This is a genomic window from Myxococcales bacterium, from assembly GCA_016716835.1.
GTDB lineage: Bacteria > Myxococcota_A > Polyangia > Haliangiales > Haliangiaceae > JADJUW01.
In genome coordinates, this window is sequence record JADJUW010000001.1 from 271,842 (window position 1) to 293,680 (window position 21,839).

Consider the following 21,839-nt stretch of genomic DNA (forward strand, 5'->3'; position numbering starts at 1 on the left):
ATTCCTTAGTTCATGCCTTTGCCGCCGTCGCCGTTCGCAAGCACGGGGATGGTGACCGGTAGCGCGACGAGCTTGAGCTCGGCCTTCTTGGCGATTTGATGGCCCTTGCCGCCGCGGCTCGAGGTTTGCTTCGGATCGGCGACGATCGCGATCGGCTTGGTGCTCTTGCTGCTTTCGACGACCAGTGACTCCTTGGAGCCGCTGCAGACAAAGCCAATGGCGTGGTCGTCATCGGCGATCTTGATGACGGTGACGCCACGGCCGGCGCCCTCGAGCAGGTTGATTTCAGAGGCCTTGCAAAGCAGCACGTGCGCGTGCTTGGTCGCGGTGACCACGACATCGCGTTCGCCGCACGGCGCGACGCCAATGATTTCGTCGCCCGGTTGCGGCTTCGCATAGCGGCGGCCGGTGCGCGTCGAGACCTCACTATGCGCGGCCAGCGAGAAGCGCATGCCAAAGCCACGGCGCGACACCGCGACCATGGTCTGCGGCACGATGGCGCGCGGATCGAGCGTGATCGCATACACCACGCGCTCGCCGTCATCGAACTTAAAGTACTTTTGCGCGGGGTCGCCATAGCCCGTCGTCGCCGCGATATCATTAATGCGGATGACGTAGGCCGAGCCCTTGGAGGTAAAGAACACCACTTTTTCCTTGGTGGAGCCGGGCAGCACCGCCATGACCTCGTCACCCTCGCGCACGCGAGTTTGGCTGGGGTCCTTGATTTCGCGGACGCGCTTGATCCAGCCATCACGGGTGACCACGACGTGGGCGTCTTCGTCGACGATAAAGGCATCGGCCGCCAGCTCGGGCTCGTCGGCGACGCCGCCGGTCTTGGTGCGACGTGGGTTTCCGAGCGCCTCGGCAACCGCGGCAAGCTCTTCCTTGATCACGGCCCACAACTTCTTTTCGCTCTTGAGAATGCCCTCGATGCGGCGCGCCTCGGTGCTCTTTTGCTCGAGCTCCTCGCGGATGACGTTGATCTCGAGCTTGGCGAGGCGATAGAGCTTGAGCTCTAAGATGGCGTCGGTCTGGATCTCGTCGATGCCAAAACGCTTGATGATCTTTTTGGCGGCGTCTTCCTTGCCTTCGCTGGCGCGAATGATCTTGATGGTTTCATCCAGCGCGTCGAAGATGGTGACGAAGCCCTCAAGAATGTGAATGCGGCGGCGCAATTGCCCCAGGTCGTACTCAAAGCGGCGGCACGTCACCTCATAGCGAAACTCGAGGAAGTAGCGCAGCACCTCCTTGATGCCTACCCGCAACGGTTGGCAGACGGTCGAGGCGACGACGTCGCGCCCCTTCTTGCTCGCCTTGCTCTCTAAGTAGTGAGGCGGCACCAGGCAGGTCATGTTCATGTTGAAATTGACCTGCAGCGGTGTGTGCTTGTAGAGATACGCCATGACCAGCGCGGGGTCGGCGTCTTTTTTAAGCTCCATTACAATGCGGACGTCGGTGGTGGACTCGTCGCGCACGTCGAGCAGGTAGGGCAGCTTGCGCGCAATGATGATCTCCGCGATCTTCTCGACCACGGTGCTCTTGGTCAGCCCGTAAGGAATCGACGTAATCACGATGTCGGCGTTGCCCTTGCCCTTCTGCTCGAGCTTGTATTCGCCTCGCACGCGGATGGCGCCTTGGCCGGTTTCGTAGATTTGTCGCAGCTCGACCTTGGAGTTGAGCATCTGGCCCCCGGTGGGAAAATCGGGGCCTTGAATGTGCTTGAGCAGGCTGGTGGTATTGAGCGTGGGATCATCCGCCAGCGCAATGCAGGCATTGGTGATTTCTTTAAGGTTATGCGGCGGAATGTTGGTCGCCATGCCAACCGCGATGCCGGTGCAGCCGTTAACGAGCAAATTGCAATAACGCGCTGGGAGCACGGTCGGTTCGTCGGTGGTGCCGTCGTAGTTGGCGCGCATATCGACGGTGTCGCTTTGCAATTCACGCAAGAGTTCCATCGCGGGCGGGGCGAGGCGGCATTCGGTGTAGCGATACGCGGCCGGAGCGTCGCCATCGAGCGAGCCAAAGTTGCCCGAGCCATCGACCAGCGGCAGGCGCAGCGAAAAGTCTTGCGCCATGCGGACCATGGCGTCGTACACCGAGCTGTCGCCGTGTGGATGGTAGCGGCCAAGCACCACGCCCACCACCTTGGCGCTCTTGCGATGCTTGGCATCCGGGCGCAGGTGTTCGTCGTTGAGCATGGCAAACAAGATGCGACGCTGCACCGGCTTGAGCCCATCGCGGACGTCTGGGAGCGCGCGCGAGGTGATCACGGAGAGCGCATAGTTGAGGTAGCGCCGCTGCGCTTCATCTAAGAGCGACGCATCGCGTTCGCTGCCGCCGCCATCGCCGCCATCCGCACCACCATGGCCACCGCTGTTGCCACCGCGCCCACGCTTTGGTGCAGGGGCCGCGGCTTTCTTGGGAGGGCTTATAGATGCGGGTTTTTTAGCCATGGTCGGTCCTGGAAGCGAAGAGTTTTGCCACGTGCCCCGGGCTGTGTTACTGCTAGGGCTCGCTTTTGGACGTCAGCATGAGCAAGGCAACGCCCGCGCGCAAGAAATCGGCATCCCTATCTGGGCTTTCCAGGCTAGCTGGCAAGCGCCGCGATCGCTTAAAATTGCCGCCCTCCAGCAAGGGCCGGGCGGCGCGCCGAGCGGCGAAATCGCTGTTTAAGGGCGGCCCAGCACGCCGGGGTTCGCTATCCTTGGCAGGCATCCTGGCGACGCTAACGCTTTTGAATGTTTACGTATTTGTCTGCCGCAACGAGACGTCCTTGCCTGAGGTGATGCACAAGGCGTCGGTGATGGCGGCAAATCCGCTGTCGGCGGGCGTGCAGGCGACCGAGGCGGCCGCGCAAGCGCACGCCAACGAGTTAGCCAAGCTGCAATTGATCGAGGGCACGCTGCTCGAAGGCGACAGCCTGGGGCGTCTCCTCAAGCGCCACAACATCGCGCCACAGGCCGCCGACGCGCTGATTCGCTCGCTGTCGAATCAACTCGATTTTACGCAGCTGCGGCAGGGCCAGCCTTATAAGTTACGGCTGCGAGCCGACGGCACGCCGCATGCCTTTGAGTTGGTAGTGTCGCGTGAGCTGACGGTACGGTCATGGCGCAAGGCCGATGGCAGCATGGTTGGCGAAGCGGAAAAAGCTGAGACTCACGTCGAACTGGTCGAAGTTGCGGCGCCGATCAGTTCGTCGCTCTATGCCACCATCCTGGACGCCGGCGAGAACGAGGCGCTGGTGGCATTTTTCGTCGACGTCTTTGCCTATGACGTCGATTTCTACAACGACACCAAGGAAGGTGACGTCTTCCGCGTCGTGGTCGAGAAAGAAATGAAAGGCGAGGAATTCTTGCGCTATCGCCGCATCCTCGCCGCCGAATATAGCGGCAAGGTCGGGACCTTTCGGGCCTTTTATTGGCAAGAGCCCGGCGCGGCCAAGGGGCGCTACTTTGCCGCCAATGGGCAGTCCATCGAAAAGGGCTTTCTCAAGACGCCGCTCAAGTTTGCGCGCGTGTCGTCTAAATTCAACATGAAGCGCATGCACCCCGTGCTGCACACCACGCGCGGGCATTTTGGCACCGACTATGCGGCGCCGGTGGGCACGCCGGTGTGGGCCGCGGCGGGCGGCAAGATCATCACGCGCGGCTACAGCGGCGGCGCGGGCAACATGGTGATGATCGAGCACGCCGGGGGCCTCGTCACGCAGTACATGCATCTCTCTAAATTCGCCAACGGTCAGCGTATTGGCCAACGCGTCGAGGCCAAGACGGTGATCGGCTACGTCGGCACCACGGGCTTATCGAGCGGCCCGCATTTACATTTTGGTGTCAAACAAAACGGCAGGTATGTCGATCCGCAACGGCTCGCGCCAACGCGCGGCCCAGCGATCAAGGCTGCCGATCTCGCGGCGTTTACGTCCGATACCAGCGCGCTGGTGTCGCGCTTGGCACAGATTCCGCTGCAGGCCGGCGACGACGCCTCGAAGGTGGTCGCGGGCGCGTCACCAAGCGCGCTCTAACGACAAGCCCGTCGCAACGTGCAGCGTGTGGGCGGTGGCAACCGGCCCCGGCACCGCGCTGCTGACAAATGGCGCAATCACGTCGTCGCGAATGTCGCGGCTTGCGGCGGTTATCATCGCGCCCGTGGTCACGGTATAGGGCGCCGAGACAAACTCCAGGCCAACGCCTGCGCGTGGGATCGCCGGCTGGGCGTCGGCCAGCGTCACGCCAACGCCCGCGGTGAGCCACAGCATGCCATCAACCGCCATCCAATCGCCGCTGAGGCCAAGGCTCGTAGCCATCGGCGTCCGATCGCGCATGGTGGTGGCGATGGCGCCGCTGCCGAGTTCGTCGACAAGGGTGACGCCGCTGAGCGCGTGGGTGGTGGTCTGCGCGCTATGCCACCTCGCGTTGGCCTCGATGCTGACCGCCGACCCAAGCCATCGTGCGCCCGCCGCGGCCTGCAAGCTCGCGGTGGTGCGGAGGTCGACGCGTGCCCCGCTGGCCGCAACGCTCACGAGCGGCGAAATTGGCGTTGCGCTAAGTGGCGCGCGCGCGCGTGCCCCGGTGGCCAAACGCATGCTGGCGGCAAATTCCCACGGCCCATCGGTGGCCGCCATCACGCCGAGCGCAACCTGGCCGCCCAGCGCTGATTTGCCTTCCCAGGCCAAGGCCACGTCGTATTCGGACGCCAACGGCGCATCGCGCTCGGGGCGGCCGGCCCACGCAAATTGCTCGCGGCGCATGGTGGCGGCCGTCATGCCGGCCGAGAGCCCAAGCGCGAGATAGTCACCCACGCGATGCGCCACGCCGACCGTCATGCGGGTTTGGCTGTGACGCGTTACAAACGGTTGATAGCGATAAAAGTAGCGGGCCGCGATCTGAGGCGTAGGCTGCGACGTATCTGGTGCCGGCAGCGCGCGGTGGTCCGTGGCCATGGCGGCCGAGAAGCCAATGGCCGTCGAGGTGGTGCCCCAAACGACGCCGAGCAGTATGTTTGTGTCAGCCGCGGCAACCGAGGCGGTGCGCGCGTCGCCCGTGCTCTGCGTCTCGCGGGCGGTGGCTTGCGACCAGGCGAGGTCGAGGCGCGTTGCATCGCGCCGCATAATCGCTGCGGGATTGTCGGCAACGGCGGCGCTGCCATCGCTGGCGACCAGCGCCGCCTCGGCGCGGCCTAACGTTCGTGGCGATTCGGCGGTGGCGCGAGCCGCGACGAGCAGGCTCCCGGTTGCAAGGCCGACGAGAGTGCACCTGGGCCAACGCGACGCCATGGCGCTAGGGTAGCAAGTCTCGGCGTGTTGATCGCCATTGCGGGTGGGCGATTAGCGCCGCGAGATGGCGCGTATCGTCTGACAAGGCCGAGGCGACGCGCAAGGCGCTGCGCACGTCCGGGCACAGCAGCAGCGCCGCCCGATCGCTGGCGCGATTGGTCGCCGCCCAGTGCCGTTCGAGGTGCGGGCCAACCTCGGCGAGATCGCGCAGGAGCACCTCAAGCCGCTGCCGCAGGCGCAACGGCAAGGTGCCATGGAGCAGGGTATCGAGCGCCACTTCGTGCTCGGTGGCCGCCTTGGGGGCATGCTTTGAAAACAGGCGATGGGCGGAATGCAGCAGATCGACCACGTCGGCCTTGGGCAGCCCGCGCGCGACGATCCGGTGGCTGCGCGTGCATTCGACGGCGCGTGCCGTCCAAAAGCGCGCCTGTCCGGGATCGACGCGGCCTTCGAGCAACAACGGGCCAAAGATCACCAGCGGGGTGCCGGCGCAGGAAACCTGGATGATGATATTCGCATCGTCGGTGCCGTAGGCGAGCAGGGGGCGCACGCCCAGCGCGGACACGATATGAGGCAGCATCGTCACCGCGGGTGCGCGGTAGTTGGCATTGAGGCGAAACGCGGTGATGTGCTGGCGTTCGAGCGCCTGCATAAAATCGGGCCAGAGCAGCGGCGCCACCTCGGCTAAGGCGGTCAAGATTTCACGCAACGGTTCATCGTCGGGGTCGGCGATGAGGGCGCCATAGGAATTGGCTACGGTGCCGCGATAGGCGGCGTCGTCGGCCATGGCGGGCACGCTGGGTTTGCCAAAGGCCGCCAAGGCCTCGAGGCTTGCGCCGCGCTCGCTCGCGGCCGCGACGACGTCCGCGACGAGCGCCACGTCGGCTGGTGAAGCGGCGCGCGCGAGGTGGCTCGCAAACGCAATGAGATCGCCCGGATCGCCGCCGCTCGCGAGCAGGCGCAACTGCTCGCGTAGGCGCGCGTCTTCGGCCGGGGTGCGATCGATGGCGCCGAGAATGCCCGCGAGCCCGCGTCGGGCCATCGTCGCCTCGGCGCCTTGCGCGTTGATCTCAAGCGATCGTTCAAACGCGGCGGCCGCTTGGCGATGGTCTCCTCGTGCGGCGCGCGCCGCGCCGAGGCGTTGCCATAGCGGTGCCAAGGTCGGACTATTATCCGTGGCGATCTGCCGTTGCGATAACAACTTCCCAAGCACCGTGGCAACGAATTCGACGTCGCCCTCGGCAAAGGCGATGTCGGCGGCGATCGCGACGATTTCGGGCGTGGTGGGGGCGCCTTCAGCGGCGGCACGCGCCAGCTGCGACGCGCGCGCAAGCTGACCGGCGGCGAGTAAGGCCTTGGCCGCATCAGCGGTGGCCGACCACCGCTCGTCGGGTGACGCCGCCAGCTGCGCGAGCTCGGCGTAGCCGACCGCCAATAACTCATGATTTTGCGCGGCGCCCGCGATGCTAACCAGCTTGCGCACCAGGGGCTCGTGCTGCACGCTGAGCGCGCCAATCGCGGCAATCGCGCTGCGGTACGCCGCGGCGGCGCCGTGCGCATCGCCGATGGTCTCGGCCAACAGGTCGCCGAGCTTCTCGCACGCCGCGGCGCGATCCTCGGAGGTTTGCGCCGATCTCGTCAGCGCCTCGAGATACTGCACCGACGTCGGCGCGTCGCCGCGCTCCATGGTCCGCTCGGCCATGGCCACCAAGGCCAGTTCGCTCGCCGGGTCGAGCTGCAAGGCGCGCAAATACAACGGCTCGGCGCGGTCGGGTCGCAACGACTTGATTTCGGCCATGGCCGCGTGGCAGAGGCCGCGCGCAACGTCGGTGGCGTAGAGTGGCGCGTCCGCATGCTCGCCCAGCGCCGAGAGAAAGATGGCGGCCTCACGCCAACGCTTGGCGCGAAACCGATTTTCGCCGAGCGCCAGCTTGACCAAGATATCCCCACGATAGCGCCGCTCGGCCTCGAGCAAGGTCTGGTAGGCATCCTCGTCGCGTGCAAGGGCCTCATAGGCCTTGGCGAGATAGCGATACATTTCGCCGACGACGTCCGGATCGATCTCAGCCTCGCGCGGCAGGGTCTGTTCGAGAAATTCAACGAGCGGTTCCGCGTAGGCGAGCGAGGTCGACAGCGCGTCGGCCAGCCCCATGATCGCCGGCCCGTGCGTCGGGCACAGGGCCAACGCCGCGCGCAATTCTTCAATGGCGCGGACGACATCGTGCGGCCCGATCATAGCGGCGAGCTGGCAATGCGTCTCGGCGCGCTCGACGTCGGCGCGCCGCGTGTCGCCGGTGAGAGGCCCCAGCGCTAGCATGGCCGCTTCGACGTCGCCGGCGCCAAATAGTAGTTCGGCGTACGCGCCACGCGCCAACGCGAGATCTTGCGCGCCCGTCAATTCAGGCAACAGGCGGGCAAAAATCCGACGCACCTTTTCGAGCTCACCGAGCCGCGCAAACGTGCGGGCGGCGGCGATGAACGCGAGCACGCGGTCGGCGCCGAGCGCCAGCTCGGCCTCGCGCAGCTTGGCCTCGGCGAAAAGTTCGGGCGCGTCCGCCTCAGAGGTGATGCTCGCCAGCGCCGCGACGGGACGCGGATCGGCGGGGGCCAGCTCGCGGGCCCGGTGTACCAGCTCGGCGATGCGCGTCGTATTTGCCGTCGGGCTTTGTTTGTGCAAGCGCGCCAATTCGAGCAGCAGCGATACCTGTTCTTCAGCCGCCTCGCTGGCGACGGTGGGGAGCGCGATGAGCCGTTCAAACACGTCGACGGCTTCGGCGTGGCGGCCGGCCGCCTCGAGCGCGCGGGCCAGCGCTACAAAATGCCGGATCTCGTCGTGGCCCTCATCGATCAGTTGTTGCCACGTGTGCGCCGCGGCGGCAAAATCGCGCAGCTCACCCTGCTCGACGGTGGCACGTCGCAACAGCAGATTGCGGCGCTTGGCGCGCTCGACGGCCGGGGTGCGGGCGAACGCGCGCGCCAATAAATCGACCAGCCGTCGCCACAGCCCCTTGTCTTCATAGAGGCGGATCAATTCGTTGTTGGCGGTTTCATCGTCGGGCCACGACGCGAGAATATCTTCGTACGTCTCGATGGCGCGGTCGTTTAGCTCGAGCTCGCGCTCGAAGACGCCGGCGACAATGAGTTGCGACCGCCTGGCCGACGTCCCCTCGCCCAAATCGGCGAGGCGTTGATGCATCTCGACCACCTTGCTCCATCGTCCGAGCTTGGTGTAGAGGTCGGCCAGCGTGCCGACGATGGCCGTGTCGGCGGGTTCCAGCTCGCGCAGCCGTTCAAACGAATCAATCGCGTCGTGGGGACGCGCGAGCTTTTCGAGATAGATCGTCGCCAGTTCGCGCAACGCCTGCCGTCGCTCGGCGCTGGGCACCGCGACGCCGAACCGCGGATCGGTGCGCTCTTCCAACGACGCCGCCAGTTCTACCCAGCGCACCTGGCCGCGATACATGGCCTCCAGCGCGTCACGAGCTATGGTGTTTGTCGGATCAATGCCGAGGATCTTGCGGTAGCAGCGCTCCGCGTCAATTCGCTTTTGGTGGCGCTCGTGGATGCCCGCGAGCTCGAGCGTCCAGTCGATCACGGCCTCGGTGCTTTGGGCGGCGGCGGCCATTTTGTCGTAGAATGCCGCCAGCTCGCCGAGCAGGTCGTGCTTAAGGCCGAGCTCGTGCAGCTTGGCGCGGGTCTCGCTTTGGCGTTCGCCTTGCGACACCAAGTGTGTCACCGCCGCGGCCAGCGTGGCAAACGCGCTCGCGGGATGCTGCGCGCCGCGCTCCCAAACGTCGGCGGCGCGGGTTAGCCAAGCAACGAGCTGGCCCGAGCGGCGGCCAATTGCCTCATACGTCGAGGCGAGCTCTTCCCACGCCGTGGCGTAGCGGCGCGCGGGGGCGTCGCTCTGCAGCACCGAGGGTTGGCGTTGCTGCGGACGCGCGGCGGCCACCGCGCGCGGTAGCGGTGGCTTGCGCATGGCCGGGTTTGGCGGCGGCGGCGCCTTGGCCTTCGCCGTCGCGTCCATCATGTCGTCGAGCGAGAGCTCCATGGTCTGGCCACGCCTTCGCGGCACGCTCGGCAGATCGGCGCGTAAGGCCTGAAGGTCATCCGAGGACAACATCTCGACGGATTCCGCGCGCGCAAATTGTCTGGTCGCGCCAGTTGGAGGCGAGCTCGATGTGCTGCCGCGCGGCAGCGGCGGCAACGAAGGCCGCTTGCTTGCATTAGATGCGGCGTGCAAGACCAGCCCCGGCGGCTCGGCGGCTGCCAATTGATCGGCGGCGACAAAGTCGCCTAACTGGCTCGCGAGTCGCCACAGCGTGGCATGCCGCGGGGCAAAATTGGGATCTTCTTCGGCGGAGGCGAGATAGATGCGAAAGGCGCGCACGGGCGCCGCCAGGCGTGTCTCGATGATGTCGGCCTGGCGATCAAGCGCCTCGCCTCGCGCATGGCCGGGCGCCGCCAAGTCGGCCCGCGTGCGCTCGAGCATCGCGACGTCATGCCAGCGGTCAGCCAGCGGCGCCAGGCGATACACCTCTTCGACGACGCCTGGTTGTTCGGCATTCCATGCAAAGGCCTCAAGCCATTCATCCATGGCGCGCGACACGCTACCTAGGCGCGTCTCGAACACCGCCGCGGCGCGACCGTGCAGGGCGGCGCGCTGGGTCGAACCCAATTGCGGTTCGTGGGCGGCGTAGAGCTCGAGCAGCTTGCGCCACGCCACCGCGTCGTTGATTGCCTCGGCGACGCGCTCGGCCTCGCGCAAGGCCTGCGTGTGTTGTGGCATCGCTTGCAGGCACTGGGCCCACGTGTCGAGCGCGGCGAGCGGCGTCGCGAGCTTGTGTTCGTAGACGTTGGCTAACTCGGTAAATCGCTGGGTCTGCGAGGCGAGATCGCCCAGCTCGCGTACGCGCTGCAATTCTTCGTCCAGCACCGAGACGTAATCTCGCCACAACGTGAAGCGATCGGCGGCATGGCGGAGCAGCTCGAGTGAGCCCAGATCTGGATCTTCCTGGTGGGCTCGGCGCAACCAGGCAAAACCCTGCGTCGTGTCGCCGCGCTTGTCAAAGTGGATCGCGGCGAGCTCGATGGCGAGCTCGCGCCGTCGACGCGGGTGCTGCTGATGCTCGATGCGTCGCTCAACCAACTGGCACGCCGCCGCGAAGTCACCCTTGCGGCGCGCGACCTCGGTCGCCGCGGCGAGCGCGAGCGCGTTGCTGGGCTCGAGCTCAAGCGACCACAAATACCCTGCCATGGCCCGCTCGAAATCGCCGAGTGGGTCGGCGCAGAGCGCCGCCACGTCGCGCGCAGCTTGCGCCTTCTCGGCGGCGTCGGTGAGCAGCCACACCCTGCGGTGACCAAGGCGGACGGTCGCATCGATATCGCCACGCGTCGCGAGCAGGGCTTGCAAGGCCGCAATGGCTGGCAGATGGCGTGGGTCATGCAGCCGCAGCAAATCGCCAAGCGCCGCCTCGGCCTCTGCGGCATTGGCCAATTTTTCGCTGAGCAAGGTGGCGCGCTCGAGCAGCGCCTCTACGGCGCGCACGGGAGCCTCGCGGCCAAAGGCCGACGCCAGAGCTTGCAGCGTGGCGGCAAGCTCGCGATGACGGCCAAGCTCGCGTTCGAGCGCCGCCTGTCGCTCAAGGGCGACCAAGTGCGTCGGCGCAAGCTCGCGCACGCGTTGCCATGCGCGATAGGCGCGGGCCTTGTCGCCGAGTTTTTCGTCGACGATGCGGGCGTAGCGCTCGAGATCGCGTTGTCGCAGCGATGCGGCCGGTCCCTCAGCCGCGCCGCCACCAAAGGGTTCGCCGCCACCGCTTTGCCCGCCGGGGCGCAGCGTGTCCACGCGTTCAAGCGAGGTGGCCAGATCTGCCCAGCGTTCCGCGCGTTCGTAGAGCGCGACGCTCGCCTCAAGCGCCTCGAGGTCGGTCGGATTAATTTTTAGTAGTTGCGTCCAACGTTCGAGCGCAACGTCGTGGCGTTGGCGCTTGGCGGCGAGATGCGCTAGCCGGCGCAGCACCTTGGTTTTTTCTGCGGCGGCGGTGGTCGTGGTGGCGTGATACTCAAGCGCTTTTTCTAGGCGGTCCTCGTCGCCCGCGGCTTCGAGGATGCGCTCCATGCGCTCCATCGCGTCGCGATCGCCGGGTAAAAGGTCAAGCAAGTGCGTGCATGCATAGACCACCCCATCGGTGTCATGCAGCCTCGCATCACAAAGCGCGGCGAGCCGGCGCAGCATCGCGACTCGCTCGGTGCGCTTGGCCACTGGCCACTGCTTGGGGAGGACCGAGGCACCCGCCTGGGCAAGCTCAGCGGTGGTGCGGGCCAGATCGGCCTCCAGCTGTCGCCGCAAGGTTTGGCCAAGGCCAAGGTCGTCGCCGTCGCGCTCGTAGAGCTCGGCCAGCGCGCGCAGGGCAAGCTCGTCGTCGTGGCGCAACCCAACGATTTCTTCATAGATCGAGATGGTGCGGCGAGGCTCAATCTGGCGCTCTCGATACGTCTGGGCGATGCGACGCAGGACGTCGATGCGCTGCGCCGGCGTCGTGACCGCGCGGGCCTCGTCTTCGAGCACGGTGACGACGGACTGCCACATCTGCACGCGCGAGGTCAGGCGACGCTGCGCCTCCTTGGCCTTGCCTGCGTCGGGGGCGAGCTCGCCATACTTGCGCCACGTCTCCAAGGCGCGATTGATATCGCCAAGGCGCACCTCGGCGAGTTGCGCAATCTCCTCGAGTCGACCCAGGATTTCGTCGCGCGGCGCGCCTAGATCGCGAGCGTTCTCGAGCATGAACTCGCAGAGGTCGACCAGCCCACGCCAATCGCGTCGCTCGCGGAAATGATCGGCATAGCGTTGCAGCGCCTGGGGATGCGCGGGCTCGATGGACAGCACGCGATGAATGCATTCGGCCGCGCGCTCGATATCGCCAAGGTCGGTCTTGTAAAGCTCAGCTAGCGCGAGCAACGAGGCGACTTGGGCGTCGGGTGGCTGCGCCCCGCACTCTTGCTCCAGCAGGGCGGCGAGCTCGCGAAAGCGCTTCTCGGCGCGCAGCAGCTCGGCGAGGCGCCGGCGCGGCGCGTGCGCGGAGGGGTCGGCGGCAATCAAGGAACTCAGCAGCTCGATGATGGCGCCCTTTTGTTCGGGTCCATATCGGCGACGGTGATCCGCCGTGCGATGAGGGCGGCGCGATCAGCCGGCCGCTCCGCCATTTCGACCCGCTGCGCGAGAAACCGATCAAGTTCGTCGAGCTCGCCCTTGGCGGCCAACGCATCGGCGAGCAACTGCGCCGTCAGCCCATCAAAGGGCAACAGGCCCAGCGCCTTGCGAAACAAGCGCAGCGCGCGATCGAGCTGCCCCGCGACGTGGGCGCGCTTGCCTAAATCGACGAACAGGTCCGAGGCACGCTTATTGGTGAGCTCAAGCGTTTGGCCACTGGCCGCCGCAAAGCGCGCCGACGCGTACAGATGCGCAAGCGGCTCACGCACGTCGATGCCACCGCCGAGCGCAAGCGCCTGTTCGAAGTGGGTGACGGCGCGCACCGGCTCACCTGCGAGGTCGTAGGTGTGGGCGAGCTCAACCAGCAGGGCAATTCGCGCGCTGGCCTGCTCCTTTTCGTGCAGCGCGGCGAGCGCGGCCTCGATGAATTCGATTAGCGCGCGGTGCTCGCCAAGCTGCGGGTACCAGGCACGCGCCAATTGGGTCGCATCGGCATTTTCAACGTCGAGCCGCCACGCTTCGCGCAGATGAACCAGCCCGCGGTCTAGGCGCCCGAGCGATTCGAGATAGAGCCGTGCGAGCATGCCATGGCGGCTGCTCTGATAGGGAGCGTCGATACGTTCCCCTGCGAGGGCTTGTTCGGCGAGGGCCACCAGCGTCATCTCGAGGCACGTCGCGGCATGCCCGATGCGGCCCTGCGCAAGCAACAACTCGACGAGCGAGTTGGCCGCGCCGCGGTGGCTGGGAACTAGCGCAACGGCCGCACGTAGCTGCTCCTCGGCGCGCTCCAGCTGGCCCGCGATGCGGCTCGCGCTGGCGGCTTCGACGAGCAAGGCGGCCCCCACGTCGCCACCGACGTGCTCGGCCCGACGTTGGCAAATGGCCGCAAGCCGCACCGCATCGCCGCGCTCGCGCAACTTTGCCTTGAGCTCATCGAACAACTCCGCATCACCCGGGTTGCCAAGGCAACTTTCGAACTGCGCCGCTAAGGCGTCAAAGGCCGACGGATCTTGTCGCGTATCGTCTTGTGGTTGCATGCGTCATCGCGAACGACGCGACACCTATAAAATACCATGGGGCAATTACCGCATGGGTGAGGTGGGCCCCAACTTCCGCGCTCGACAGCGCGCCTAGTGCACGCCGAGTAGGTGTACGGCTGATATGTGGTAGCAGATAAGCAAGGCATAGGCAGCCGAGGTGCCGATGAGGGCGAGCGAGGCCGCCTGGCGCCTTTTGAGCAGGCGAATCAGCAAAAATACCGCGAGCGAAACCAGCGCCATCTTGGTCATCACAAACACCACCGGGCCCATCTGGAGGAAGTGGTTCATGATGGGATTGGATTCCGTGGCCAGGCCCGAAGAGATGTACACCAGCGTGAAGACCGCATCGAGCAGGTTCATGATGATGAGGGCCGCCGCCGCCGCGTACGCCAACCGTTGCAGCAACTGCACTGGGTTTGGGACGGAGATGGTTAGGGTTTGCATGCCTTAGGCTTATGCATGCGCTGTACCAACCTGGGCGCGGTGCGCTAGCCCTTCTAAGAGATTGAAAACGCTTGCCGCCTCCTGCCTTCGCGGTCGTTTGGCCACGTTTCTCCGTGTCAGACCGAGGCGTCCTGGCGGGACTTCTATCCGCCGTCACCCCAGAAAGTCCCACTTGCACGGGCGCGCAGTACGTGAAAGACTTACGTCCTCGAAACCTCAGCGGCTCGCGTGCGCCGCGATGACATCGGCGACGCACATGGTCAGGCGCCGCGCGGTGGGCACATGGAGAAATTCGTTCGGGCCATGGGCGTTTGAATTTGGACCAAGTACGCCCGTAATGACGAACTGTGCGGCGGGAAATTTTTCGCCCAGCATGCCCATAAACGGGATGGAGCCACCTTCGCCGATGTACATGCTCGGCTTGCCGAAGTGGCGGACGCTGGCACGGCTAAGCGCGCCTTCAAGCCACGGTGCGACCTCGGGCGCGTTCCAGCCGCCGTCGGCGCCGCGCGAATGAAAGGTAACTTTAGCGCCATAGGGCGGATCGCGCTCGAGCAGCGACTTGACCAACGCCTCCGCCTTGGCAGCGTCAAGTGTCGGCGGCAGGCGCAGCGATAACTTGAGCGCCGTCCGCGGCCGCAGTACGTTGCCGCCCGCGACCAAGGTTGGCAAGCCATCGGCGCCCGTCACCGAGAGCGTGGCGCGCCACGTCTTGTTTAGAATGAGCTCTGCGGGATCGGTATGCATCGGCTGTGCACCTTCGACCAGCGGCGCCGACTTCCAGATCGAATTGCCGAGGACCTCGGCGGCCTGCGCGGCTTGGGTTATGCGCGCGCGCGGGATCGCAACGGTAAGCTCGGGGGGCTTTAGCATCCCGGTATCGACGTCTTCGAGGCGATCGAGGAGCTTGCGCATGACGCGAAACGTTGACGCGACAATGCCCGAACCACCGGAGTGGACGCCTTCCTTGAGCAATTCCACCTCGAGGACGCCGACGATGTTGCCGCGCAGCGAGGTGGTGGACCAAAGCTGGTCATAGTTCCCGCACCCCGAATCGAGGCAAACCACCAAGCTTGGGGTGCCGATGAGGTCGCGAAGATGCTCAATATACGCCGGCAGGTCGGGGCTACCAGACTCTTCGCTGGCCTCAATCAGCACGACGCAGCGCGCGTGCGCGAGCTTGTCGCGGCGCAAGGCATTGATCGCCGTGAGCGACGCGAAGAGCGCATAGCCATCGTCGGCGCCGCCGCGGCCGTAGAGCTTGTCGCCTTCCAGCACCGGTTTCCACGGCCCGAGGTCGTCGCGCCAGCCAACCATTTCGGGCTGCTTGTCGAGATGGCCGTATAACAAGATGGTGTCGCCGCTGGCGCCGCCCGTGGCGGGGATATCGATCGCAATGACCGGCGTGCGTTCGGGCAACTGCACGACCTGCAGCTTGGCGCCTTGCGGCAGGTTGGCCGTCGCCCATTCGACAAAGAGCGCGACGGCGCGGTCCATGTGCCCGGCGGCCTGCCAATCCGGGTCAAAGCTCGGCGATTTGTTGGGGATCTTTATATACTCGGTGAGGGTGGGGACAATCGACGAGGTAAACGTCGATTCGATCCAGCCGCGCGTGTCGTCGCTAATGGTGGCCGTCATGGGCGCAATGTACCGCAGCCAAATCCTATCCACATGGGGGATGGCCGCAATTTACGTTTTGCGCGCTGCCCGCGCTATAGTGTCACGGCATGTCCGAGAAATCGCCTTCCAAGCCGGCGCGCAAAGAGCAGACCGGCGTCGCGCTTAAAGAACGCACCAAAACCCAGAAACCACCGCTCTACAAGGTCCTCTTGCACAACGACGACTACACGACCAAGGAGTTTGTCGTATGGGTGCTGCAGACGATTTTTCATCGCAGCGATGCGGAGGCCAACGCCATCATGAATCACGTGCACAACCAAGGCGTCGGCGTGGCCGGGGTCTACACCCTTGAGGTGGCGGAGACCAAGGTCGCCAAGACGCTGCAGCTGGCCCGCCACAGCGAGTACCCGTTGCAACTATCCATCGAACCCACGGAGCCCTAACTATGCTGAGCCCTGAACTCCAAGCGACGTTGCAGCGATGCGTGGATGATGTCCGCCGCCGCCGGCACGAATATCTCACGCTCGAACACTTGCTCTTGTCAATTCTGGACGACCCCAGCGGGCGCGACATCATTGTCAAATGCGGCGGCGACGTCGAAGAGATTCGCGCCGAGCTCGAAGACTTCCTCGAGGATAACGTCGAGCCCTTGCCTAAGGGGGCCGAGGATGAAGACGGCCCGGACCAGACGCTGGCATTTCAGCGCGTGCTGCAGCGCGCGGCGATGCATGTGCAGGGGGCGGGGCGGCAGGAACTCTCCACCGGCAACGTGCTGGCGTCGCTGTTTCGCGAGCGCGACTGCCCGGCGGTGTTTGCGCTCGAGAAGAGCGGCATCTCGCGGCTCGACGTTATTAACTACATTAGCCATGGCGTTTCCAAGACCGGCGGCACCAGCGTGGTGCCACGCAGCCGCGGCGCCGAGGGCGAGGGCGAAGAGCGCGAGGCGGAGAAGAAGGCCGATCCAATCGCCAACTTCTGCATCAACCTTTCTGAGAAGGCCAAGGCTGGCAAGCTCGATCCGTTGATCGGCCGCGACAAAGAAATTGAGCGCATGGTTCAGGTGCTGGCGCGACGGCGAAAAAACAACCCGCTGCTCATCGGCGAGCCAGGGGTTGGCAAGACCGCGATGGCGGAAGGCCTCGCAATTCGCATCGTCGAGGGCAAGGTGCCCGAGCCGCTGCTGCAATGCGTCGTCTATTCGCTCGACATGACCGCGGTGCTCGCGGGCACGCGGTTTCGCGGCGATTTTGAAGAGCGCCTCGAAGCCATCACCAAGAAGCTCGCGGCCGACCCGCACGCCATTTTGTTCATCGACGAGATCCACAACCTCATTGGCGCCGGCGCGACCCAGGGCGGCACCATGGATGCCGCGAATATCCTCAAGCCCTATCTCTCGTCGGGGGAGCTGCGTTGCATTGGCTCAACGACGTTTAAGGAATTTCGCCAGTCGTTCGAGCGCGACCGCGCGCTGGCGCGGCGCTTTCAGCGCATCGACATCAACGAGCCGACGGTGCAAGATGCCATCGAAATCCTCAAGGGCCTGCGGCCGCACTACGAGAAGCATCACGGCGTCACGTACTCCGACCAGGCGATTGCGACGGCGGCAGAGCTCGCGGCCAAGCATATCTCGGGGTCGCAATTGCCGGACAAGGCGATTGACGTCATCGACGAGGCCGGCGCGCGCGTCGCGCTGATGCCCAAGGAAACGCGTCCAACCGAGGTCTCGCCCGCGCTCATTGAAGAAGTGGTGGCGCAAATCGCGCGCATCCCGACCAAGTCGGTGTCGACCGACGACAAGGCCAAGTTGACTAATCTCGAGGCCGACCTCAAGCGCGTTATTTACGGCCAGGATGCCGCGGTTGGCGAATTAGCCACCGCCATCAAGCTGTCGCGCGCGGGCCTGGGCAATCCCACCAAGCCGACCGGCTGCTTTTTGTTTACAGGTCCTACCGGCGTCGGCAAGACCGAGCTCGCCAAGCAACTCGCGCTCTCCATGGGCGTCGAGTTTATTCGTTTTGATATGTCCGAATACATGGAAAAGCACACGGTGTCGCGGCTCATCGGCGCGCCGCCGGGCTATGTCGGATTTGACCAAGGTGGGCAGCTCACCGATGCTGTCAACAAGCATCCCTATTCGGTGATCTTGCTCGACGAGATCGAAAAAGCTCACCCCGACCTCTACAACGTGCTGCTGCAAGTCATGGACCACGCGACGCTGACCGACAACAACGGCCGCAAGGCAGATTTTCGCAATGTCATTCTCATTATGACCAGCAACGCCGGCAGCCGCGAGATGGCGGCGATGAAGATTGGCTTTGGCGATAGCGGCGTGGTCAGCAGCGACGGCAAGAAGGCGCTTGAAAAGGTCTTTACGCCCGAGTTTCGCAATCGCCTCGACGCCACCGTCATGTTTGACGCGCTGTCGCCCGAGGTGATCACCAAGGTCGTCACCAAGTTCATCGACCAACTCGAGGGCCAGCTCGCCGAGAAAAACGTCACGCTCGAAGTCAGCGATGCCGCCAAGGCGTGGTTCGCCCTCCGCGGCTACGACAAAACCATGGGCGCGCGGCCCATGGCGCGGCTCATCCAGAGCACGCTCAAGGCGCCGCTCGCCAACGAGATTCTCTTTGGCAAGTTGGTCGGCGGTGGCACCGCCGCCATCGACGTCAAAGACGACGAAATCGTCGTGGAGTGCACCGCGGCCCCGGCAGAGGACTAACAACACGCGGCCAGCTTCGCGTATATTTGGCGCCGGGCGATCGTCATGACGCAGCGATATATCGGCATCGACTTCGGCACCACCAACTCGGCGATCGGCGTGATCGACGAGCAGGGCGAGCGGCTCTTGCCGCTGCCCAGTCCCGCCGGTCCCGTCGAGACCTGGCGTACGGTGTTGTTTTTTGACGAAGATGGCGAGGTGGTCGCGGGCGCGCCCGCCATTGCGCGCTATGCCGAGGCCAATGGGCAGGGCCGGCTGCTGCAATCCTTTAAGTCGCATCTCGCGAGCGCGACGTTCAACAAGACTCATGTCAATGGGCGGCGGTGGGCGCTGGAAGACCTGATCGCCGCGTATCTGCGTCAACTGCGCGAGCACAGCCCTATCGATCTTGGCACGCGCTGCGTGGTGGGGCGGCCGGTGCGCTATTGGGGCGCAGAGTCGGCTGAAGATGATACCCGGGCCGTCGAGCGCATGGGGCGAGCCCTGGCCTTGGCGGGCTTTACCGACGCGCACTTTGAACTAGAACCGCTCGGCGCGGCGGCGCGCTACGCCACGACGGTCGCGCGAGAAGAAGTCATCATCGTCGCCGACTTCGGTGGCGGCACCGCAGACTTCTCAGTCGTACGCGTCGCGCCCGGAGGCAACTACGCCAGCGAGCGGGAAAAAGCCGAGGCCGTCCTGGCGACTGGCGGATTAGGCGTTTCGGGCGATGCCTTTGACGCGCGCGTGATCGACGAGGTGGTTGCCCCCTTGATGGGCAAGGGCACCAGCTACGACGTGGGCTTTGGCAGCGATACGCTGATTCCGGCGTGGCTGTTTCACAAGCTGCGGCGGTGGCACCACATCCCGCTGCTCAACGAGCCAGCCACCTTGCGGCTAATCGCGCAAATCGAACACGGCGCGCAACAGCCCGAGAAATTCGAACGCTTCTTGCGCCTGGTGCGCGACGACCTAGGGCTGTGGCTGCATCAGGCGGTGGAGCGCGCAAAGATTTCGATGTCAAAGCACGGCGACGGCCAACTGACGGTTGGCGCTGGCATCGATCTAGACGAGCGGCTTGACGCCCGCGCCTTTGATCAATGGATCGCGCCCGACCTATCGGCCATTGGCACCGTGCTCGATGAGGTCGTGCTGCAAGCCGGCCTTACGCCCAATAAGATCGACCGCGTCTTCACCACCGGCGGGACATCGATGGTGCCCGCGGTTCGGCGCGAACTCGAGCGACGCTTTGGCGCCGAGAAGTTAATCGGCGGCAACGAGCTCGTCACCGTCGCGCTTGGCCTGGCGCGGCGTGCCGAGGCCATGTTTCACCGCTAGCCTCGGTAGGCGCGCGCGGAGCGCGTAGGCTAGGGCAACGTGGCTGGCGTGGAGGAGGTGCGGGTGAGGTGCTTGTACGCGATATACGAATTCGCCACCAGCGAGCCGACCGCCGCGATGCCAATGGCCGCGGTGTGCGCGATCATCGAGCTGGTGCTATCGATTTGTTCTTGGCCCATTTGGGTGGCCAGCGATAAGCCGATGGCAAGCGGTGGCTTAACGAGCAGCATCTCGAAGGCCGGCAGGAGCGCGACGATCCCCGCGAGCGTGCCGACGCCCCAATAGGCCGCGAACGTGGCGACGCTGGCGATGGCCTTGAGCCCTTTGCCCACCAGGGTGCGCTTCACTATCAACGCCATGGCGGCGCGCACGCCGGCCTTGCGCGGCCGCGCCGACGGTTCGACGCCAACGCGCTTGGTAGCCTCGATCGCTGGTGGCGTCGATCGCTTCGACGTGAGCTGAAGCGTCGCGCCACGTCCGCGCGCCGGTACGCGCGCCGTTGAATGGACCTGTTTGACGGTGAGCCGACTACTCTTGCCCGGAAGCATCCGGGCCGCAACAGCCGCCGAAGGCGCAGTTGTGGCGAGACATAGGCAGCACATGATAATGGCGGTCAGTTTGTTCATGTCAGCTTAGATAGCAACTGGCATGCCAACGCGCCTCGCCAACTAGCCGTGGCCGCGGTTGGATACTTGGCGCCTCCACTCGATCTATATATGTCTGGTGTATTTACTATATGTTGTCAAAGTGACACGGCGCGCCACATCACCTCGGTACTTACGCCTTGGCGCGCCGGCTCGCCGGGCCGAGCTGGGGTCACGTGACCTCGCTGATTGGCTAGCCTAGCCACCGAACCGGCAGCACAGCGCGATTGCGAGCATGGAAGGTCGCACCAGCCTGGTGCCGTGGGCGGCCGGAGAGGCCTACTGTTCCAGCTTCTCGCCGGTGAATTCGCCGGGGAAGATCGCCTTCTTGACGATCAGCGAACCGAGCCAGTGGCCGTCCTCCAGCTTGGTCGAGCCCTCGGGCGTCGAGTAGCCGCGGAGCGCGACCACCGAGAGGTCGTCGGCGATGGAGTCGAGCTTGTCTTTGACGTAGTCGACCAGGCTCGTGACCATCTGCTCGCACGCGGCCAGCGCGAGCGCCTCGAGCACCGGATCGCCCGCGTTACTTGCCAGGCCTTCGCAGTTGATGACGCCGGAGAGCGCGTCTTCCGCGGTGTCGTAGTCGGTCAGCGCGGCGATGGCGAAATCGACCAAGGCCGATGGAATCTTGGCGATCAGGTTGTAGTAGCGGTGCCGGTCAAAATACGTCTTGCCGCAGGCATGCAGCACGCCGAACTCTTCGGATTCGATCACGCCCACCGCCGGCGTGCTGGACGGCAAGAACGTATAGGGCTGGCCGTTGAGCATAAAATTGATCGAATCCCAGGTCGCCGTGCCGCGGTAGGTATACGCGCAGTGCTTGCCGCCGATGGCGACGGTCATCGTGACGTTCATGTCGTTGAGGACGTCGTTGATCGTGGCCAGCACGTCGGCGACGAGCAGGATGTCATCGCTGACGTATTGGTCGATGACGCCGGGCGCGAGGCCGTTGATCAGCGCCGCGAGCGTGGCGGCCTCGACGGACCCGAGGCCAATGCCTTCGAGTTGCGACCCCTCGACGGTGCCGTCTTTAATGTCGCGCAGGATTTCGGCGACATCGCCGATGGCGTCGCCAGTGTTGCCAATTGCCTCGCGCAGGTGCAGCAGCGACTCCACCTTCCACGCGCCGCGGAGATTCAGCGGCTCATCGCGGTCGGGGCAGGCCGCCGCGCTTGGGGTGCACGTGGTGTTGCCGTTACCGGAGCACTCAAAGCCCGTCGAGCAATCATCGTGAGTCTCGCAGGCATCGTTGGCCGACACGCAGTAGCCAGTTGGTGAGCAAATCTGGTCGGCATCTTCGCAGCTGCCGTCGCTGTTGCAGAGCAGCGCGGGGTCGTCGGGCGCGGCGCATTTGCCGGCGCCACCGGTGAGATGACAAAACAGCGGCTCAGGACAATCGTCCGCGGTTTCACAGGCCTTCCCGACCTCGGGGCTCTCGGTGGTGCCTTCACATTCCTCTGGCGTCGCCAGCGTCGGATCAGTGGCGGCCTTCTTGTTGCTGCATGATGCAACAAATGCCAGCGCAAGCAGCCAAGGCAGCACAAACGAGCGATTGCGATTCATGGCGGGA

Annotated in this window: 12 protein-coding genes; 4 read left to right on the forward strand and 8 right to left on the reverse strand. The window is 64.9% G+C overall.

Going from position 1 to position 21,839, the window contains the following annotated elements; genetic code table 11:
- Window positions 1-5: 5 nt before the first annotated feature.
- Window positions 6-2,453 carry a DNA topoisomerase IV subunit A gene (locus IPL79_01160; GenBank protein MBK9069610.1) on the reverse strand — a complete coding sequence of 816 codons (2,448 nt, stop codon included), beginning with the start codon at window positions 2,451-2,453 and terminating at the stop codon, window positions 6-8.
- Window positions 2,454-2,530: 77 nt separating this feature from the next.
- On the opposite strand from IPL79_01160, the gene IPL79_01165 reads away from it, so the two are divergent.
- Window positions 2,531-4,021: a M23 family metallopeptidase gene (locus IPL79_01165; GenBank protein ID MBK9069611.1), complete on the forward strand. Its 1,491-nt coding sequence runs from the start codon at window positions 2,531-2,533 to the stop codon at window positions 4,019-4,021.
- Here the strand turns inward: IPL79_01165 and IPL79_01170 are convergent.
- The 5 genes from IPL79_01170 to IPL79_01190 all read right to left on the reverse strand — a co-directional run bounded on the left by IPL79_01170 (window position 4,004) and on the right by IPL79_01190 (window position 15,607).
- A complete protein-coding gene (locus IPL79_01170; GenBank protein MBK9069612.1) occupies window positions 4,004-5,272 on the reverse strand; it encodes a hypothetical protein in 1,269 nt (422 codons plus the stop codon). The genes IPL79_01165 and IPL79_01170 overlap by 18 nt on opposite strands.
- Before the next feature lie 4 nt (window positions 5,273-5,276).
- Entirely contained in the window at window positions 5,277-12,374 is a 7,098-nt protein-coding gene (locus IPL79_01175; GenBank protein ID MBK9069613.1) for a hypothetical protein, read from the reverse strand.
- 5 nt (window positions 12,375-12,379) lie between these two features.
- Window positions 12,380-13,522, reverse strand: coding sequence for a hypothetical protein (locus tag IPL79_01180; GenBank protein MBK9069614.1), 1,143 nt, complete (start codon window positions 13,520-13,522; stop codon window positions 12,380-12,382).
- Window positions 13,523-13,615: 93 nt separating this feature from the next.
- A complete protein-coding gene (locus IPL79_01185; GenBank protein MBK9069615.1) occupies window positions 13,616-13,969 on the reverse strand; it encodes a hypothetical protein in 354 nt (117 codons plus the stop codon).
- 216 nt (window positions 13,970-14,185) lie between these two features.
- Window positions 14,186-15,607: a M20 family metallopeptidase gene (locus IPL79_01190; protein ID MBK9069616.1), complete on the reverse strand. Its 1,422-nt coding sequence runs from the start codon at window positions 15,605-15,607 to the stop codon at window positions 14,186-14,188.
- Window positions 15,608-15,696: 89 nt separating this feature from the next.
- Here IPL79_01190 and IPL79_01195 point away from each other — a divergent pair, with 89 nt between their 5' ends.
- The 3 genes from IPL79_01195 to IPL79_01205 are packed head-to-tail and all read left to right on the forward strand — an operon-like array spanning window position 15,697 to window position 19,625.
- A complete protein-coding gene (locus tag IPL79_01195; GenBank protein ID MBK9069617.1) occupies window positions 15,697-16,032 on the forward strand; it encodes an ATP-dependent Clp protease adaptor ClpS in 336 nt (111 codons plus the stop codon).
- A gap of 2 nt (window positions 16,033-16,034) precedes the next feature.
- Window positions 16,035-18,308: an ATP-dependent Clp protease ATP-binding subunit ClpA gene (gene clpA / locus IPL79_01200; protein MBK9069618.1), complete on the forward strand. Its 2,274-nt coding sequence runs from the start codon at window positions 16,035-16,037 to the stop codon at window positions 18,306-18,308.
- A 45-nt stretch (window positions 18,309-18,353) separates the two neighbouring features.
- On the forward strand, window positions 18,354-19,625 hold the full coding sequence (locus IPL79_01205) for an Hsp70 family protein (protein MBK9069619.1): 1,272 nt from the start codon (window positions 18,354-18,356) through the stop codon (window positions 19,623-19,625).
- Between the two features lie 29 nt (window positions 19,626-19,654).
- Here the strand turns inward: IPL79_01205 and IPL79_01210 are convergent, their stop codons facing one another.
- Both IPL79_01210 and IPL79_01215 read right to left on the reverse strand, forming a co-directional pair.
- Window positions 19,655-20,251: a hypothetical protein gene (locus IPL79_01210; protein ID MBK9069620.1), complete on the reverse strand. Its 597-nt coding sequence runs from the start codon at window positions 20,249-20,251 to the stop codon at window positions 19,655-19,657.
- A gap of 297 nt (window positions 20,252-20,548) precedes the next feature.
- On the reverse strand, window positions 20,549-21,832 hold the full coding sequence (locus IPL79_01215) for a hypothetical protein (GenBank protein ID MBK9069621.1): 1,284 nt from the start codon (window positions 21,830-21,832) through the stop codon (window positions 20,549-20,551).
- Window positions 21,833-21,839 lie beyond the last annotated feature (7 nt).

Coding starts and splice junctions, on each gene's coding strand:
- IPL79_01205 (MBK9069619.1), top strand. CDS start 18,354: ATGACGCAGCGATATATCGGCATCGACTTCGGCACCACCAACTCGGCG.
- IPL79_01215 (MBK9069621.1), bottom strand. CDS start 21,832: ATGAATCGCAATCGCTCGTTTGTGCTGCCTTGGCTGCTTGCGCTGGCA.
- IPL79_01190 (MBK9069616.1), bottom strand. CDS start 15,607: ATGACGGCCACCATTAGCGACGACACGCGCGGCTGGATCGAATCGACG.
- IPL79_01165 (MBK9069611.1), top strand. CDS start 2,531: ATGAGCAAGGCAACGCCCGCGCGCAAGAAATCGGCATCCCTATCTGGG.
- IPL79_01185 (MBK9069615.1), bottom strand. CDS start 13,969: ATGCAAACCCTAACCATCTCCGTCCCAAACCCAGTGCAGTTGCTGCAA.
- IPL79_01195 (MBK9069617.1), top strand. CDS start 15,697: ATGTCCGAGAAATCGCCTTCCAAGCCGGCGCGCAAAGAGCAGACCGGC.
- IPL79_01170 (MBK9069612.1), bottom strand. CDS start 5,272: ATGGCGTCGCGTTGGCCCAGGTGCACTCTCGTCGGCCTTGCAACCGGG.
- IPL79_01210 (MBK9069620.1), bottom strand. CDS start 20,251: ATGAACAAACTGACCGCCATTATCATGTGCTGCCTATGTCTCGCCACA.
- IPL79_01180 (MBK9069614.1), bottom strand. CDS start 13,522: ATGCAACCACAAGACGATACGCGACAAGATCCGTCGGCCTTTGACGCC.
- IPL79_01160 (MBK9069610.1), bottom strand. CDS start 2,453: ATGGCTAAAAAACCCGCATCTATAAGCCCTCCCAAGAAAGCCGCGGCC.
- clpA (MBK9069618.1), top strand. CDS start 16,035: ATGCTGAGCCCTGAACTCCAAGCGACGTTGCAGCGATGCGTGGATGAT.